14 protein-coding genes are annotated in these 19,090 nt (G+C 36.1%); 12 read left to right on the forward strand and 2 right to left on the reverse strand.

Annotation, left to right across the window (positions count from 1 at the left end):
- Window positions 1-317: 317 nt before the first annotated feature.
- Entirely contained in the window at window positions 318-2,369 is a 2,052-nt protein-coding gene (locus tag OEV98_RS12540) for a S9 family peptidase (RefSeq protein WP_263073645.1), read from the reverse strand.
- Between the two features lie 259 nt (window positions 2,370-2,628).
- Between OEV98_RS12540 and OEV98_RS12545 the strand changes: the two genes are divergently transcribed.
- From OEV98_RS12545 to glf, 9 genes are all read left to right on the forward strand, one after another.
- Window positions 2,629-3,693 carry a sensor domain-containing diguanylate cyclase gene (locus tag OEV98_RS12545; protein ID WP_263073646.1) on the forward strand — a complete coding sequence of 355 codons (1,065 nt, stop codon included), beginning with the start codon at window positions 2,629-2,631 and terminating at the stop codon, window positions 3,691-3,693.
- A 258-nt stretch (window positions 3,694-3,951) separates the two neighbouring features.
- A complete protein-coding gene (locus tag OEV98_RS12550) occupies window positions 3,952-4,356 on the forward strand; it encodes a YkvA family protein (RefSeq protein WP_263073647.1) in 405 nt (134 codons plus the stop codon).
- A gap of 489 nt (window positions 4,357-4,845) precedes the next feature.
- Window positions 4,846-5,556, forward strand: coding sequence for a LytR/AlgR family response regulator transcription factor (locus OEV98_RS12555; protein WP_263073648.1), 711 nt, complete (start codon window positions 4,846-4,848; stop codon window positions 5,554-5,556).
- Window positions 5,553-6,881, forward strand: coding sequence for a sensor histidine kinase (locus OEV98_RS12560; protein ID WP_263073649.1), 1,329 nt, complete (start codon window positions 5,553-5,555; stop codon window positions 6,879-6,881). Before OEV98_RS12555 ends, OEV98_RS12560 begins: the two co-directional genes overlap by 4 nt.
- Before the next feature lie 360 nt (window positions 6,882-7,241).
- On the forward strand, window positions 7,242-10,151 hold the full coding sequence (locus OEV98_RS12565) for a glycoside hydrolase family 3 protein (protein ID WP_263073650.1): 2,910 nt from the start codon (window positions 7,242-7,244) through the stop codon (window positions 10,149-10,151).
- Window positions 10,152-10,254: 103 nt separating this feature from the next.
- Window positions 10,255-12,702, forward strand: a complete 2,448-nt coding sequence (locus OEV98_RS12570; RefSeq protein ID WP_263073651.1) for a beta-glucosidase family protein — start codon at window positions 10,255-10,257, stop codon at window positions 12,700-12,702.
- Window positions 12,703-12,708: 6 nt separating this feature from the next.
- Window positions 12,709-13,341, forward strand: coding sequence for a hypothetical protein (locus tag OEV98_RS12575; RefSeq protein ID WP_263073652.1), 633 nt, complete (start codon window positions 12,709-12,711; stop codon window positions 13,339-13,341).
- Between the two features lie 16 nt (window positions 13,342-13,357).
- Entirely contained in the window at window positions 13,358-14,374 is a 1,017-nt protein-coding gene (locus OEV98_RS12580; RefSeq protein ID WP_263073653.1) for a glycosyltransferase family 2 protein, read from the forward strand.
- 118 nt (window positions 14,375-14,492) lie between these two features.
- Complete coding sequence (glf, locus tag OEV98_RS12585) at window positions 14,493-15,599, forward strand: UDP-galactopyranose mutase (RefSeq protein WP_263073655.1); 1,107 nt, start codon at window positions 14,493-14,495, stop codon at window positions 15,597-15,599.
- A 74-nt stretch (window positions 15,600-15,673) separates the two neighbouring features.
- On the opposite strand, the gene OEV98_RS12590 is transcribed toward glf, so the two are convergent.
- Window positions 15,674-16,678: a LysM peptidoglycan-binding and 3D domain-containing protein gene (locus tag OEV98_RS12590; RefSeq protein ID WP_263073656.1), complete on the reverse strand. Its 1,005-nt coding sequence runs from the start codon at window positions 16,676-16,678 to the stop codon at window positions 15,674-15,676.
- A gap of 295 nt (window positions 16,679-16,973) precedes the next feature.
- Between OEV98_RS12590 and OEV98_RS12595 the strand changes: the two genes are divergently transcribed.
- The 3 genes from OEV98_RS12595 to OEV98_RS12605 all read left to right on the forward strand — a co-directional run bounded on the left by OEV98_RS12595 (window position 16,974) and on the right by OEV98_RS12605 (window position 18,895).
- Complete coding sequence (locus OEV98_RS12595; RefSeq protein ID WP_263073657.1) at window positions 16,974-17,453, forward strand: YehS family protein; 480 nt, start codon at window positions 16,974-16,976, stop codon at window positions 17,451-17,453.
- Between the two features lie 12 nt (window positions 17,454-17,465).
- A complete protein-coding gene (locus OEV98_RS12600; RefSeq protein ID WP_263073965.1) occupies window positions 17,466-18,173 on the forward strand; it encodes a M48 family metallopeptidase in 708 nt (235 codons plus the stop codon).
- Window positions 18,174-18,337: 164 nt separating this feature from the next.
- Entirely contained in the window at window positions 18,338-18,895 is a 558-nt protein-coding gene (locus tag OEV98_RS12605) for a cysteine hydrolase family protein (RefSeq protein WP_263073658.1), read from the forward strand.
- The last annotated feature ends 195 nt before the right edge of the window (window positions 18,896-19,090 follow it).

A 19,090-nucleotide genomic window follows, 5' to 3' on the forward strand; every position in this document is an offset into this window, starting at 1 on the left:
ATGTAAGATCCGCCGTTATACTTTTAGTAAGATGAAAATATTTATTTTGTTTACTTTTTTATAGTTTGATAATGATATTATACTAAATTATGTAAAAGTCTCAATTAAATTATGGAAAATGTGAAATATTACCATGATTGATTGTTTTAAGATGTAATGGATCGTGGGATAATACTTTAGAAATTACTTATTTTACGAAAAAGATGATTTTCTGATCGATTGCTGGATGGAAAAAAATATGAACTAACCCCCGATTAGGAACGGTATCCTAAAGTCTAGCCTTTTTAAATACTACCTTACCGGGGGTTCACTATTTATTATTTCGTTGCTACGCCAAGCTTATCAAGAATAAATGCATAGCATGCAGCAGCTTCTTTTAAATGATTAAAACGACCAGATGCACCGAAATGACCGGCTCCCATGTTCGTTTTGAGCACAAGCACATTGTTGTCGGTTTTTACCGCTCTTAAGCGTGCCACCCATTTTGCAGGCTCCCAATAAGCAACCCGTGGATCGTTCAGCCCAGTTGTGACATACATATGAGGATAGTCCTTTGCTTCTACATTGTCATATGGACTATAGGATTTCATATAGAAATAGTCTTCTCGATTTAGCGGATTACCCCATTCATCCCATTCCAGTGTAGTAAGGGGAATGGAAGCATCAAGCATGGTGGTGACGACATCGACAAATGGTACGGCTGGAACGATTACCTTGAAAAGCTCGCCAGCCATATTGGCTACTGCGCCAACAAGCAATCCTCCTGCACTAGCTCCACGTGCTGCCATTTTACTAGAAGTTGTATAACCTTTAGCGATAAGATATTGTGCAGCACAGATAAAATCAGTGAATGTGTTTCGCTTATGCTGCATTTTTCCGTCTTCATACCAATTTCTTCCCATCTCGGAACCACCACGAACTTGGGCAGTGACAAAAATAATTCCTTTTTCTAACAGTGGAAGACGATATGGATCAAAACGCGGGTCGCTATTTGCACCATATGAACCATACCCATACAAAATTAACGGAGCGGGTCCGTTGTTGAGTACACCTTCCTGATAAACGACGGTCATTGGGATACTAACTCCATCGGTAGCTTCAGCCCATAATTGCTCTTGGCGGAAGCGTGACGGGTCATATTCACCACTAACAGGAGCAACTTGCAAACATTGCTTCTCACCGGTTTGCAAATGTAATCCGAAAGTTGTTTTCGGTGTGAGCAATGATTCGTATTGGATGAGCACTTCTTCTGTCTCGTAGCTTTGACCAGATAGGACAGATACTGTGTAAAGTGGCTCATCCCATTCAATTTTCTCTAGTACATCATCTTGAAGTACCCAAATTTGCGTTAATCCGTTTTCCCGACCAGCGATCAGCAGCTTGTTTTGAAACGGGTATATCGCTTGCAGATAGCGCTCCTCCTTATATTCCACGACATTTGTCCGTGCATCAAGGTCATGAAGAGGACACTTGAGCAATTGGAAATTCGGAGCCCCTTCATTTGTTAAAATCAGCAATTCATCTCCCCAATGCTCAATATCATATTCGATACCTTCTCGACGCTCAGCGATTAGCTGTAATGGGGATAACGGAGAATCTGCATCAAGCAGGCGGATCTCGCTCGTCGTTTTGGAGCCGGAATACACTAAAATAAATTTTCCGCTTTGCGATTTAGACATATGTAAGGTAAAAGTGATATCTTTTTCTTCATAGATTAGTTCATCACTCCCTATTGCAGTTCCTAACTGATGACGCCACAATTGGTATGGACGTTGATTGTCATCAACAGAAATGTAAAAAATGTATTGACCACATCGACTCCATTCCATACTGCCATATAAAAATACATTTGGAATACGGTCTGATAAAAGAGCTCCAGTTTCTAAATCTTTAACATGGATAGTATAGCGATCAGTGCCATCCCGATTCTCTAAGTAGGCAAGGCGTTTATGATCAGTAGTTATCCGCTGAACCGTTACACTTAAATATTCGCCTTCAACGGCTAATTCATTGAAATCAAGTACTACTTCCTCTGCAACATTTGCGAGGGTTTCGCGACTTGCTGCCTGTTTTCGTGCATAAATTGGATATTGCTTGTCCTTATCTAGACGAGAATAATAGAAAAATGGTCCATGCTGCACAGGGACATGCACTTCCGAATCCGGAACACGATCGACCATACTTTGATAAATGTGCTCGGTATCTTCCTCTAATGGACGCATAATTTCTTCAAAATAGCGGTTTTCTTCCTCTAAATATTCGATAACCTCTGGATTGGTGCGATCCCTCAGCCAATAATAGTCGTCTTCACGCACATCACCATGCAATTCATGAGGATGGGGAACGCGTTTTGCTACAGGTGGTTTCATAATATCCTCCCCTTTCGTTAACGTATTATTTCGTGACTTGGTGCCAAAATTCCTCTTTTCATTCGACAAAAAATTCCCGTTTTTTTAATTTTGCAATATATGGCATTTTTCAAATGCGGAAAAATTCAACAAAGATTCCCATGTTCATTTAAAATTATTCGGTGTGATGAAAACAATCTTAGGGTAGGCTATTAAAGAGAAATATTGAAGAATCTAAACGTTACATCATAATGGTTCGTTTTTCATAGGAGAATTAAAGATGGATGTGTTTATTAAAAGAATTAAAATAAATATTTTCGTATTAGTTGCTTTAGTGATTGTCGACATATTAGTAGATCTCATTAGCTTTAATGAAAAATGGGAAAGCATTTTCACTATTGGCGTTTCAATTATTCAAATCCCAATGTTCCTATTTCTGCTATTCACGCTTAAAAGCATTGTGCGACAATCTATAAGTAAGGAAAAGCAGTATCGGAAATTACTCGACCTTTCACCAGAGGCTATTTTTGTACACCGAAATGGAATTGTTGTCTATTCGAATGAAGCTGGAGCCAAATTGTTTGGATATAATGACCAAGTAGAGGTAGTAAATCGCCGGTGGAAGGACATTTTTAATGCAAAATCCTATGCAAGCTTGAGAGCCTCTAGTGATAAATATGATTTGGATCAGCAGTTTAAAATACATCATTTTAAAATTTATGATGAACATGAAAATGTCCGTTATTATATTGAAGCAAAATCCACGTATATTTTCTTTGATGGAGAACCTGCAAGAGAAGTAATTGCAAGGGATGTCACTGCCCAGGTAAAACAAAACCAAAGACTAAGTGAATATTCTTATATTGACACGTTAACTAAGCTGCCAAACCGTAGAAGTATTTTGGAGCGACTGGATCAAGTGATAAAAATTTCGGAACGAAAAAAGAAGTGCTTTGGTTTAATGTTTATCGATTTAGATGGGTTTAAACAAATAAATGATCGGTATGGACATGATAAGGGAGACCTATTTTTAAAAGAAATTAGTAAATACCTTAAGCTTTGTGTAAGAGAGCAAGATGTAGTCGGAAGACTCGGTGGCGATGAATTTATTATTATTTTACCTGATGCTGACCGATCAGAATGCATTCGTATTGCAAATAAAATAAAGGATAATATCCCGTTATTTATCGCCGATAGTATTACTCAAGTGACCGTAAGCATCGGTATATCTCTCTATCCTCAAAACGGTAAGGATAGAGATTTATTAATTAACTGTGCAGATCAAGCGATGTATATTGCCAAAAGGAAGGGAAAAAATAATTTTTGTTTTTTTGAAAACAAGTAACTCTAGAAAGTTAGCAGAAAAAATGGTGGAGATTGGAATCAGTTTTTCGCCCTTTGTCAAAACGGCTTTAGATATGTTGATGTCATAAACAGTCTTCTATTTATAGGGACTGTTTTTTTGTAAGGGATTGTATAAATCTCTATAATATGTTCAAACTATCCATCTCAAATAGTTTATCGTTAGTCACTCGAATCTCTATAATCACCCATTATTTAGTAATATAACAATAAAACATATAAAGAGGGGATCGATGAAAAAATGACAGAAAATCAAGATGAAATTACGAAATCTATAGAATCTGCTAGTAAACATTATTCCGATGAAAAATTTTGGGAGAAATTAAAGAAATTTGCAAAAAAAGCAGGCTCCTCGGTCGTTTATGCGGTATTGATTTTATACTATACCCTACAAAAACCGGAAGTACCAGCATCATCAAAGGCAATTATTATCGGGGCACTAGGATATTTTATTTTACCATTTGATTTAATTCCGGATATTGCGGTTGGAGTTGGGTATACAGATGATTTAGGAGCACTAGGTTTGGCATTATTGAAAATTGCAATGTATGTCGATGATGAAGTCAAACATAAAGCTAAAGAAAAGCTAAAGGATTGGTTTGGCGATAATGTGGATACTTCTGATGTTGATGAAAAGCTTAAATAAGTATTATGAATTGCTTGTGTAGGTTTTACTAAAGCTGAAATAAGAGCATGCTAGGCACAGTATCTACCATAACAGAACAGACTTCTAAAGTTATATTATCAAGGAGATGTACTTCTCTGTATAGCTTATCTTATAATTAAAAAAAAAAAGAAAATCTTCCATTTAAACCCGGTTTTCGTGAAAATAACTTTTTCGATTTACCGGGTTTTCTTCATAACCCACCATTATATTCGTATACTTAACGACGCTGATGCAAGCAATAACTTAAACTAGCTACCTACCAACTAACTTCCATACAAGATTCACATGATGGATTTTTTAAATCTATTTAATATGTTACGATGGACGTAATAACAAATTAAATGGAATTTAGGTAATTATATATTTGATTTTATGTCTAGTTATGTCATAGTAAATTAAATTCTTTGTTTGAGATTTTACGATTATACCTCATTCAAAAGTAATTTCTACACTGATGGGAGGCAAAACATGATACGTGTAGCTATTGTAGAAGACGAAACTTATTATCAAAAACAGTTGATAGAATTTCTTCGAAGCTTTGAAAAGGATAGAGGCGAAACGATTGAAATCGAAACTTATTCTGATGGAGATGAATTCGTAGAGGATTATCATGCTCAATTTGACATTATTTTAATGGATGTCCAAATGCGTTTTATGGACGGAATGTCTGCCGCAGAAGAAATTAGAAAGAGGGATTCGGAAGTAGTCATCATTTTTATTACAAATTTAGCCCAGTATGCAATCAAAGGATATGCAGTCGATGCACTTGATTATGTATTAAAGCCGATATCATATTTTCAATTTTCACAGCGCTTACATCGAGCGGTTGATCGAATGAAAAAAAGAGATACACATTATATTACAATAAGAGTAAAGGGCGGGATTCAGCGCTTTAAGGTTTCTGATCTTTATTATGTCGAGAGTCAAGGGCATAATCTAATTTTCAATACAAAGGCAGGAGAGTTTATCGCATCAGGAACGATGAGAGATTTGGAAAAACAATTAACCAATTTTCATTTTTTCCGTGGCAATAAAGGCTATTTGCTCAATTTAGAACATGTCGAAGGAATGAATGATGTTTGTGCAATTGTGAAAGGACAAGAACTTCTTATTAGTAGAAATAAACGGAAAGCATTTATGGAAGCCTTATCAAACTATTGGGGGGAAGTAATAAAATGACCGATTATCTTCCAAATATCCCAAGGCTTTATACAGCATTAGCTGAATGGTCTGCTTGTATTATTTACATAACCTTGTTAAGAAAGAGTCTCATTCACTGGAAGTTAATCATTTTTTCTGTGGTAGCATTGATTGTACAATCTCTTTTTTTAGTTCTGACGAAGGATTTATCCATAGCCTTTTGGATTCCTTGTATGATTGTTGCAATCGGCATGATGTTTATCCTCATTTATAAAAGCTGTGATATTGATGCAAAGGAGGCAGGGTATTTTAGTATAAGAGCATTTGTAGCTGCTGAGTTTGTCGCATCATTAGAATGGCAAGTACATACCTTCTTTTTTAAAGGTGAACAAAATAGTTTTTTCCTTGAATTAATTACACTAATTGGAATATATGGGATCTTATTTATTATCATCTGGTTATTAGAAAAACGTCATATACCAAAGATAGGTAAATTGAATATAAGGCAGAGTGAATTATGGTCCACTGTTTTTATTGGGGCAGCTGTTTTTGGTATTAGTAATTTAAGTTTTGTCACTACAAAAACACCATTTAGTGGACAATATGCACAGGAAATCTTTAATATTCGTACATTAGTAGATTTAGGAGGTTATTCCATCCTATATGCTTACCATATCCAGCTAAACGAGCTAAGGGTACGACATGAGTTAAAAGCCGTTCAAAATATCTTGCAAAATCAATATGCACAATATCAGCAATCAAAGGAAAGTATTGATCTTATCAACTATAAGTATCATGATTTGAAAAATCAGATCATCGCACTCAAAGCAGAAGAGGATGACGAAAAACGAAACGCCTATTTGACCAAGATGGAAAATGAAATAAAATCATATGAAGCCCAAAATCGAACAGGAAATCAAGTGTTGGATACCGTACTTACCACCAAAAATATGTATTGTATTAAGAATGGGATAATCTTAACCTGTGTAGCGGATGGAACATTACTGAGTGGAATGGATGTCATTGATATCTGCACTATTTTTGGTAATGCTTTAGATAACGCAATAGAATATGAACAAAAAATAGAAGAAGGAAAACGATTAATTCATGTGTCCGTATTTGCACAAAAGGGATTTCTAATGATACGATTTGAAAACTATTATGAAGGTAAGCTTAAACTGGACGGAGATTTACCTGCCACTACAAAGAATGATCCACTTAATCATGGATATGGATTAAAGAGTATTCGTTATGCAGTGCAGAAATATGATGGGGTTGTTAATGTCGCTCAAAAGGATAATTGGTTTGAACTAAAGATTTTAATGCCATTATTAACGAACAAGGGAAATAATAAAATATCTTAAATTATCGGGTTCTGGATAGAGAAATATCCAAGCCCCTTTTTTTGATATAAAGGTAAATACATTTCATGCAAAAATTCCTACAGTTCATGCGAATTTTCTGTACGAAAAAAATAATATGCTATGATTTTGCTTGTAAACAGTAGGGGTTTTCAAAAATGAAAGAACTTATAATTCCTTTACTGTAGTTCACGCGCTTTTGTATTTATTTCTTTAACGCTTTTTCTTTACAGAACGCCCGAACAAACACCAGAATTAAAAAAAATAAATATGAATGCGCTTTACAAAAGGCGAAAGGAAGTGTTGAAAAGAGCCTTTAAGTAAGCTTTAACGGTTGGATACTACTTTATAGGGGGGAGCCAGATGGCTAAAAAGAAAATGAGTAAAAAGAAGTTTCGAATAGTATGGAATTCCATTTTGTCGGTACTACTTGTTATTGTATTGGCAGCTAACGTAGCACTTTATTATTTTTCGGATGTTATCACTTCGTATTTCTCTACAATCGATTTAGATAGTGCAGAAGCAGTGAAAGCACGCGAAAGTTCAGAGCTAGTTGCTGAACAGATTGCAGATGAAGGTATCGTACTCCTGCAAAATGATGAAAACGCTTTACCTTTAGATACATCGGAAGATAGCAAAACGAAAGTGAATGTTTTTGGTTGGAGTTTCACGAATCCGATTTATGGTGGTACGGGTTCTGGTTCATCTGATGCCTCAACAGCAGTTACACCAAAAGCTGGTTTGGAAGCAGCTGGATTTGAAGTTAATGAACAATTATACAATGCTTATGTTGATACAGGTATTAAAAGACCACTAGTAGGAATGGATGGGCAAGATTGGTCGATTCCGGAACCAAAACCATCGGATTTCTACACAGATGAACTAATGCAACAAGCGAAAGATTTCTCAGATGTTGCGATTATTTTCCTAGCGCGATCTGGTGGAGAGGGTGCAGACCTTCCGCGCACAATGGATGGCCCAGATACATTTGACCCAGATGGTGGTTCTTTCGGTGCAACTGGTCAAAAATTTGGTTATGAAGATGACCTAGATGCAAGTAAACATTACTTAGAACTTAGCAATAGAGAGCAAGGCATGATTGATGCAGTTACCCAAAACTTTAATAATGTCATTCTTGTAGTAAACAGTGCAAATACATTTGAACTTGGTTGGGTTGATCAATACGACCAAATTAAAAGTGTCTTAAATGTTGCTGGTCCTGGGCAAAATGGATTTAATTCATTAGGAAAAGTGCTTTCAGGTGAAGTTAATCCATCTGGTAGAACAGTCGATCTTTATCCCAAGGACCTACTTGATTCACCTGCCATTGCCAACTTTGGTGATTTCGATTACGTTATTGAAAATAATGACGGTACTTATTCACAAGCAGTTGATTCCAGTAATGTTCTTCTGAAATACGTGGATTATTCAGAAGGGATTTATGTTGGCTATCGTTTTTATGAAACTGCAGCAACGTTAGGCGCAATCAACTATGACGAAAAAGTTCAATATCCATTTGGTTACGGGTTAAGCTATACAAGCTTTGAACAAGAAGTTGTGCCAAATAGCCTAAATTGGACAGATACAGAGGTAACAGTGGATGTTAAAGTAACAAATACTGGTTCAGTCGAGGGTAAAGATGTAGTTCAATTATACTTCACCGCACCTTACACTGGAAAAATCGAAAAATCTTCTATCGATTTAGCGGCATTTGAAAAGACAAATAGTATTAAACCTGGAGAATCCGAAACTGTAACACTTACATTTAACGTAGAAGATATGGCTTCATATGATGCAAATAAACAATATAGTGATACTGGTTCATATGTTCTTGAAGCTGGCGAATATAAGCTTATGCTGATGAATAACTCACATGAAAAAATTGCCGATGTTGGATCGAAAAATTTAACAGAAATTGTTTATGATTCTACCGGACGTTCGACAGATAAACAGGTTGCTGTCAATCAGTTTGATGACGAAGTAACTGGTGAAGGTAGTATAACCACTTATTTATCAAGAGCTAATAATTTTGCGAACTTAACTGATATCAACAAAAATGAGATCTATACTGTAACGACATCAGAAGGATCAACCAAAGAAGTAAAAGGCAAATTAGTAGATTCTGAATTTGTAAGCTTCATTAATAGTTCTCGTTATGATGTACCAGCTGATACTAATGACAAAGCACCTATAACAGGAGCTGATAACGGTAAACAGCTAAAAGATTATACTGGACTTGATATTAATGATGAGTCTTGGGATCAATTACTTGACCAGCTTACTGTTGATGATTTAGTAAACTTAGCAACCTTAGGTGGTTATCGCACTTTGGAAATTGATTCTGTAGGTAAACCTGGAACATTAGATTATGATGGTCCAGCAGCAATCAACAACATGAATATGGCGGCTAATGGACAATCTGGTACAGCATTCCCTTCTGAAATAATGATTGCTTCCACTTGGAACCTTGAGCTTGCTGAAGCAATGGGAGAACATGTTGGAGCGGAAGCGAAAGCATATGGTGTAACTGGCTGGTATGCACCAGCGATGAACATTCACCGTACAGCATTTGCTGGAAGAAACTTCGAATATTATTCAGAAGATGGTCTTCTTTCCGGTAAGATGGCCGCAGCTGTTACAAAAGGATTCCAAAGCCAAGGTGGCTATGTATATATTAAGCACTTTGCATTAAATGATCAGGAAACAAATCGTACATTCGGTGTGCTGACTTGGAGCAATGAACAAGCAATCCGCGAAATTTACTTAAAACCTTTTGAAATTGCTGTTAAAGAAGGTGGAGCAAAGGCTGTTATGTCATCCTTTAATAGTATCGGTAATACATGGGCTGGTGCAGACAACGGTCTGCTAAAAGAAGTTCTTCGGAATGAATGGGGCTTTGCAGGACATGTGATTACAGATTTCTATATGAATGGCGGCGGACTTAACGCATACCCTTACATGAATGTCGAGCTTGCTCTTCGAAATGGTAATGACTTAATGCTTACTGGTGCAGCACCTATGGGTGTTCCGGAAGTAAATACAAGCAGTAATGATACATTATGGGCATTACGTGATGCGGCACATAATATTTTATACAACACAGCAAATAGTATCGCAATCGAAGGTGATTTAAGTTCAGAAATGCCGCAATGGGTTATTATTACGATTATTATTGATGCACTTCTAGTATTAGGTTTTGCTACTGCATTCTTCTTTGTCTTCCGTAATAGCAAGAAAAGGGAGGAAATAGTAGATAGCATTAAAGCTGTATAATATGGAACCAATTCGTGCAGCATAGAGGCACATCATTAAAAATAAGTGTTAGGCGGTACTTCAGTCGGGTACCGCCTAATGCAATAAAAATGAGGAATCGAACATGAAATACAATAATTTAATAGATAAAATGACATTGGAAGAAAAGGCATCCTTAATGTCAGGAAAAGATTTCTGGCAAACCATGGACATTGAACGCCTTGGAATCAAAAGTATGTTTCTTGCCGATGGACCTCATGGGATTAGAAAACAGGCAGAGGCAGCAGATCACCTTGGCCTTAATGCAAGTATTCCAGCCACCTGTTTTCCTACTGCTGCCACTTTAGCAAACAGTTGGAATGAAGTACTAGGAGAAAAAATCGGTAATTACCTAGGGAAGGAAGCCGTTGCACAGAAAGTAAACGTCCTTCTTGGACCTGGTATTAATATGAAAAGAAATCCTCTAGCTGGAAGAAATTTCGAGTATTTTAGTGAAGATCCATATTTAGCAGGAAAAATGGCTGCTGGTATGATTAGAGGGATACAGTCCCATGGAATATCTGCTTGTGTTAAACATTTTGCAGTAAATAATCAAGAAGAAAGAAGAATGTCGATTGATACAATTGTAGATGAACGGACACTTCGCGAAATTTATTTGACGGCCTTTGAAATTGCTATTAAAGAAGGTAAAACAAAAACAGTCATGTCCTCTTATAATATGCTAAATGGTGCATACACAAATGAAAACATTCACTTAATGCGGGGTATCCTTCGGAATGAATGGAATTTTGATGGTGTTGTGGTCACTGATTGGGGAGGAAGCAATGATCGTGTAGAAGGTTTAATAGCTGGTAATGAATTAGAAATGCCTACAACTGCTGGGGAGACAAATGAAGAAATTATTCAAGCAATAAAGGATGGTAGATTACAAGAAGAAGTATTAGACGAATGTGTTGACCGATTACTTGATTTAATTTTTACAACAGAGCAAGCCTTCAAACAACCTACAATAAGGATTAATCAAGAAGAGCATCATAAAGTGGCACAAATGGCTGCAGAAGAATCTATTGTTCTTCTGAAAAATGAAGATCATATCTTACCTTTAGAAAAAGGGAAAAAGGTGGCGGTAATTGGAGATTTTGCGCAAAATGCAAGATATCAAGGAGCGGGATCATCCATTGTAAATCCTACCATATTAAATCATACATTAGAGTGTCTAGAAGACTCAGGGATTACTAGCATTGGTTTTGAGGCTGGGTTTGAACGGTATGGAAAAAGAAGTCAGAAAAAAATAGATCGTGCATGTGCCTTAGCAAAAGATGCAGATGTCGTTCTTTTATATATTGGATTAGATGAAGCGACAGAGGCTGAAGGTTTAGATAGGCAAAGCATGAAGATTCCAGAAAATCAAATAGAGTTATTATATGCTTTGCATCAGGTGAACGAAAATATCGTAGCAGTTCTTTCTTGTGGATCTGTTGTCGAAATGCCTTGGATAAACAAAGTGAAGGGGCTTGTACATAGTTACTTGGCAGGGCAGGCAGGAGCAAGAGCGATTCTTAATATCCTTTCAGGAGAAGTGAATCCATCTGGAAAACTAGCAGAAACCTATCCATTACGTTATCAAGACACTCCTTCTTATCATAACTTTCCTGGTAAAGAAGTAAGTGTTGAATATCGAGAAGGAATATATATAGGTTATCGCTATTATGATACTGCAAAGGTAGAGGTTCTTTTCCCATTTGGGTATGGATTAAGCTATACAACTTTTGACTACTCAAACATTCAGGTAGAAAAGGATAGCGTGACATTCACTTTAACTAATAGTGGAACTCGCGATGGTATGGAAGTTGTACAGTTATACGTTGGAAGCAAATCTGATGTAATTTTTAGACCGGAAAAAGAACTAAAGGGATTTACAAAGGTTTATTTACTGGCAGGAGAATCGAAAACAGTGACTATCCCATTTGATGATAAAACATTTCGATATTTTAATGTGAAAACCAATAAGTGGGAAGTTGAAGAAGCAGAGTACGAGGTTATGATTGCAGCATCAAGTGCTGATATTCGATTATCAGCTAAGATTTTTGTTACAGGAACAGGAGCACCCTCCCCGTATAATAGAGTGGAGCTACCAAGTTATTTTTCAGGCAAAGTGAATAATGTTGGGGTAGATGAGTTTGAAAGACTACTTGGACATAAAGTCCCTACATCCAAATGGGATCGAAACAAACCACTTGGATATAATGATACAATTGCTCAATGTCAATATGCCAAGGGGAGAATTGCTAGGTTTGCATTTCATTCTATTAATTTTGCACATTGGTTCTTTCGAAAGATTGGAAAGCGAAGTACGGCAAATCTGATTATGATGTCGGTCTATCATATGCCGTTTCGAGGTATTGCGAGAATGACAGGTGGCATTATTAATATGCCAATGTTAGATGGAATCTTATTAATTGTAAATGGTCACTTCTTTAAGGGAATGAAAACAGTGCTTAAAGAAAGAAGTAAAAAGGTGAAGGTAGCAAAAATAGAAAAAAACATAGCGGGTTCTGCAAAGGAGTTGTAAAATAATATGAGTAACTTGAATATCAAGAATAATAAAATTGTTACAGGAACAGTAGGATATTGGAAAAATTATAAAGAGAAGCATCCGAATATTGCACAATTTCTAGTTTTTTTCATGCTGAGTAATGGGATAACTCTATTACAGCTTATATTAATGCCCGTTTTTAAAAGCATCTTTGCGAATACTTCTCTAGTAACTACTAGTTTCCAAGTTTTACAGTTTGGTCATAACTTTGATGGAACCCCCTATTATATTTTTGATTACGCGGCTGGATCACTTGCTTCAGGTGGTGGCGGAGGACTTGCTTATTTCCTTGCTGTTCAAATAACCATTGGTATTGCACAAGTGATTAACTTTTTTGCACAACGTAATATTACCTTTAAATCAAACAGTAATGTATGGACGGCTGCATTTTGGTATGTCGTAGCCTACATTATTATTACAATTGGTGCCGCTGCTGCACAAGGATTTTATAAAGCGCCAATCTATAATTTAATGATGAATACATGGGGAATGGGATCTGTAGGCGAAACAACGGCTGATGTCTTTACGATGATTATTAACAGTGCGATTTCGTTCTGGGTATTCTTCCCAATCTTTAAGATAATTTTTAAACAAGAGCCAGAAAAAAAGGCTTAGAAGAGGTAGAGTGCATATGAAATTATTATCAGTAGTAATTCCTTGCTATAATTCAGAAGAATATATGAGATATTGCATAGAATCCCTTTTGCCCGGCGGTGAAGGCGTCGAGCTGCTGATAGTAAATGATGGCTCCGTTGATAAAACAGGAGAAATTGCAGATGAATATGCAAATCGATATCCAACGATTGTCAAAGCGATCCATCAGGAAAATGGCGGCCATGGAGAAGCTGTTAATACAGGGATTCGAAATGCGACGGGTAGTTATTTTAAGGTTGTTGATAGTGATGATTGGGTAGATATTAGAGCGTATCTTAAAGTTTTACAATCAATACGAAGCTTTGTTATGGAACAAAAAAAAGTAGATATGATCATTAGTAATTTTGTGTACGAAAAAGAGGGTGCGAAATATAAGAAGGTAATGAAGTATGAAAATGTTCTCCCTATAGGAGAAATCTTTTCTTGGGATGACATCAAACCATTTCGTAAAGGTCAATACCTATTGATGCATTCGCTTATATATCGTACCCAATTAGTTAGAGAAAGTGGGCTTGTACTTCCGAAGCATACATTTTATGTGGATAATCTCTTCGTGTACGCTCCCCTTCAGTATGTAAAAACAATGTATTATATCAATGTGGATTTTTATAGATACTTTATTGGCAGAGAGGATCAATCTGTTCAAGAAAAAATAATGATTAAACGAATAGATCAACAGATAAAAGTAAATAAACTTATGATCGATCACGTACCTCTAAATTCGATAACCAATCCAAACCTACGCGAATATCTGTTACATCACCTGGAAATTGTCACAGTAGTTTCTGCCATTTTATTGATACGTTCAGGTACGCCTGAAAATTTACAAAAGAAAAAAGAGCTTTGGAAATATATTAAAGAAAAAGATGTAGAATTATACCATGATATTCGCTATGGCATTATGGGGCAATTAATGAATTTACCTGGCCGACCAGGCCGTAGCATTTCGGTAGGTGCTTATAAAATATCGCAGAAGCTTGTCGGTTTTAATTAAAATAACTTTGAAAATAGCTATCTAAGAGGAAAAAGATTAGATAGCTATTTTTACATGTTATCTAGGGGAAAATAACAAAAACAAATCAAACCTAGATAGTCCCTTGGAGGTAATTAGAATGAAATATGATTATTTAGTTGTTGGGTCGGGATTGTTTGGAAGTACATTTGCTTATGAGGCTGCTAAAAGGGGAAAAAGAGTAAAGGTTATTGAAAAGCGAAACCATATTGGTGGAAATATATATACGGAAGATGTTGATGGCATTCAAGTGCATAAATATGGTGCACATATTTTTCATACTAATGATGAGGAAATATGGGATTATGTTAATCAATTTGCAGCTTTTAATCGCTATACGAATAGCCCGATAGCGAACTACAAAGGGGAGATATATAATCTACCATTTAACATGAATACCTTTTATAAGCTATGGGGAGTTACTACACCAGAAGAAGCAAAGGAGGAAATTGAGAAACAAAGAAAAAAAGCGGGAATTGGAGAGCCTAAAAATCTAGAGGAACAGGCGATATCTTTAGTCGGTACGGATATTTATGAGCGGTTAATAAAAGGTTATACTGAGAAACAGTGGGGGAGAAAAGCGACAGATTTACCTTCCTTTATTATTAAACGGCTCCCAGTTCGATTTACATACGATAATAATTATTTTAATGATCGCTATCAAGGAATACCGATTGGTGGCTACACGCAAATAGTCGAGAAAATGCTTGCTAGCGATTTAATAGAAATAGAATTAAATAAAGATTTTTTTATGAACAAGGATGAGTACGTTCAGACGTACCCTAAAATTATATATACAGGGATGATTGATCAATTTTTTGATTATACGTATGGAGAATTGGAATATCGAAGTTTGCAGTTTGAATCGACCATACTAAACCAAGAAAATTATCAGGGAAACGCGGTTGTTAATTATACTGATGCAGAGACCCCATTTACACGTATCATTGAGCATAAACATTTTGAATTTGGTAATCAGCATAAAACTATTATTACGAAAGAGTACCCAAGAAAATGGAAAAGAGGGGATGAACCGTACTATCCAGTAAATGATGATAAAAATAATGAGAAATATCGTAAGTATCGTAAACTTGCAGAGGACCAACCGAATATTATTTTTGGTGGGCGGCTAGGAAGGTATCAGTACTATGATATGCATCAAGTAATTGCAGCAGCATTAGCTGTAGTGAAAAAAGAATTTCGATGATGCCTAAGCTTTAGATAGGAATAAGCAAAAAAGGAATCCGCCATGGATTCCTTTTTATTCAAATAGTTTATCTATTAATCTAATATCGTTACCTTTAATTGCTTCACTCCAAAATTAATAGCATCCGCTTTCGAAGGTACAAAGATGTCAATTTTATTTCCTTTAATACCACCGCCAGTATCTCCAGCAATTGCTTCACCGTAGCCTTCTACATAAACTTTACTACCTAGCGGAATGACGTCAGGGTCGACAGAAATTACTTTTGCATCTGGGTTTGCTTTCAAATCAATTCCGGTAGCAGTAACACCAGAGCATCCTTCACAGGAAGCAGTATAAGCAGTAGCCTCCACAATAATTTCCTTTTTATTTGCATCATCTTTTGTAGTTGTTTTTTCTTTTGCTGTATTTTCCGATGCAGTTGAAGGAGCAGTTACTTTTGCGGTACTTTCTTCAGCCGCATCATTTGTTGTAGCATTTCCCTTTTCTGCACTGCTGGATGCAACCTCATTGTTAGCGGAAGAAGATTTTTCATCTATACGAGTTTCCTTCTCAGATGAAGCTTTTCCTTCACTAGTAGTAGTCGTATTTGAATCGGCAAAGATTACTAGCTCTAATCCGGGATGAATAAGATCGGAATCTAATTGATTCCATCCCTTTATTTTCGAAACAGATGTATTAAATTTTTCTGCGATTTCCGATAAAGTATCTCCTTTTTCCACAGTGTATTCCTGTGCAATAGTAAGGACATCTCCTGGGTGAATGAGATCAGAATCGATTTGACTCCAATTTTTTATTTGTGCAACGGTTATATGATGATTGTTGGCAATGTCCCAAAGGGTATCGCCATTTTTAACAATATATTCACTAGGTCGAGTAACCGTAAGGATATCCCCTGGATGAATAAGGTCTGTTGATAGATGATTTATTGTTTGAATTTCTTCAACAGATGTTTTATTAGCAAGGGCTAAATCCGAAAGGGTATCCCCTTTTTGTACAGTAATAGTTGCAGCTTGAACATTCGCACTAACAGTTAAAGTAAGTGCAGCAACTGGTACAATAGATATGATTTTTTTAAGCATTTATTTTACCTCCATGTTCTTGTTGCATGTATAATGCTACCACAGAATCTCCAGAGAAAAAGAACAAGGACTTGTTAATTCGTTTACGGTAATGGCAATTATATTGCAATAACATTTCCAATATTAATAGGTAATCAAGATAGTAAAACCCCTTCCATTGCTTGTTTACAAAGTAAAGCTCCCCTTTTATTTCTAGGTCTCTTATATTTCTTACGTTACGAGGAGGTTGCTATAATGAAGTCTCTCGTGTATAAAGGATAAGAAAGAAACAATTTACACATATAGGAGATTTATTATGGATAATAACGATATATTAATTCGATTACGATATGCTTTGGAGTTAAAAAATAAAGAAATGGCGGAGATTTTCCAACTTGGTGGCGAAGAACTATCGGTGCCTGAGGTGATCAAAATACTTACTAAATCGGACGCTGAAGAAGAGCAAATTAGATGTGATAACAATATGTTAGATGCATTTTTAAATGGATTGATCATCTATAAACGAGGAAAACAGGATTCACAGCCAAATAAGCCGGATTCATCCATCCATTCGATGAAGAAACATTCGAATAATCTGCTATTAAAGAAGGTGAAAATCGCATTAGCCTTCACTACGGAAGAAATGCTAGAAATTTTTGAAAGTGCAGGTATAACAGTTTCCAAAGGTGAGCTTGGTGCCTTTTTAAGAAAAGAGGGGCATAAAAATTATAAAGAGTGCGGAGATAAATATGCTAGGAATTTCTTAAAAGGGTTGGCTATAAAATATAGGGGATAGTGTATGAAGGAGATCACATATAGCTATTTAGGAAAGACAGTCCGTGTTGCAATTAAGTATAAAAATCGATCCTCGATTGGAATTACAATTGATGGTTATCAGAATATAGAAGTACAGGCTCCGAAAGGGACATTAGATGATAGTATAGAGGAGCTTTTAGAGAAAAATTGGACGCCGATTCAGCAGAAATTAAACGAAATAAAAGAACGGCAGAATGGCCCAAAGAAAAAAAGCTATTCGAATGGGGAACGTTTTCTATATTTAGGAAATGCTTATCCGATAGAAATAATAGAAGATGAATGTATTCAAAAGGAACATGTAATCGTTCAAGGGAATAAATTATTACTGTATGTAAAAGCATATGACGAGGAAAAAATTCAACAAATAATGAAACGATTTTACTACAAGCAGTGTAAGGTATTAATAGAAAAAAGCATTTCCACCTATCAAAGTTATTTCAAAATGAAACCACGTGCGATTCGAATTACCGAAAGTAAAACGACATGGGGAACGAGTGATGCAAATCACCAGCTGACATTTAATAGGAAATTAGCGATGGCGCCACAGGAAGTAATCGATTATGTCGTGATTCATGAAATGTGCCATATGGTCCATCTGAATCATGATCGTTCGTTTTGGCGTCTCGTTGGAAAAATAATGCCTGATTATAAGGATAAGGAAAACTGGTTGACCTCTTCTGGCTGGAAAATGACGGTGTAACATAATTTAGCATAAATTTTTACAGAAAAAATGATGGAATCATACTTATTAAATGATTTCATTTATGCTATCGTTATATTATCGGAAAATTATAATTCATTGAGATACAATATTTCTAGGGGATAAGGGAGTATTGTTTGCCAGAAATTTTAGGGGGAAAACAGGTGAAACAAACATTATTAATTATTGATGCTCAGCAAGAGTTAATCGAAGGGAATCAAGAGGAACAACCAGTTTATCAAAAAGAGCAGCTAATTCGTATGATTAATAAAGTAATAGAAAAAGCGAATGATGCGGATGTACCAGTTGTATTTGTTAGAGATTTAGATGTTGCCGGAGGTCAGGGAGATGGGTTTCAGGTTCATCGGGATATTAATGTACCTGTCGGGTCAAAGATTTTTAACAAATATGCAACGAATTCCTTTCATGGAACGGGCCTACTTGAACACTTACAATCGCAACAAATTGAGCATTTAGTAATTATGGGCTGTCAAACACAACACTGTATCGATACTGCTGTTCGAACAGCAACTGTTAGTGGCTTTGATGTCACATTAGTTGGAGACGGACATTCCACGACCGATAGTGTAGTGTTAAAAGCAGAACAAATTATTAGGCACCATAATAAAACACTTCATGGCCATTACAATGTCGAACATTTTTCCATGGTTAGAAATAGTGAAGAAGACTTATTTCAGCCAACACATTACCAATATCGATAATAGAAATGCATTCAGTTCCGAGTGATTTTTCAAAGCAGACATAAAATCCCCTATTTCGTGAGAATGTGGGATTTTTTTTATGCTAGAATCCATTGTTAGGTAAATACTCCAGTAATTTTGATAAACTTGACAAAAGAACATACTAATATAAGGGAGAGACACGGATGCTGTAGTAGTAGGGTATCGCCTTTCTTA

Origin of the sequence: Perspicuibacillus lycopersici (genome assembly GCF_025660475.1) — a bacterium.
In the GTDB taxonomy this organism is placed as follows: domain Bacteria; phylum Bacillota; class Bacilli; order Bacillales; family Caldibacillaceae; genus Perspicuibacillus; species Perspicuibacillus lycopersici.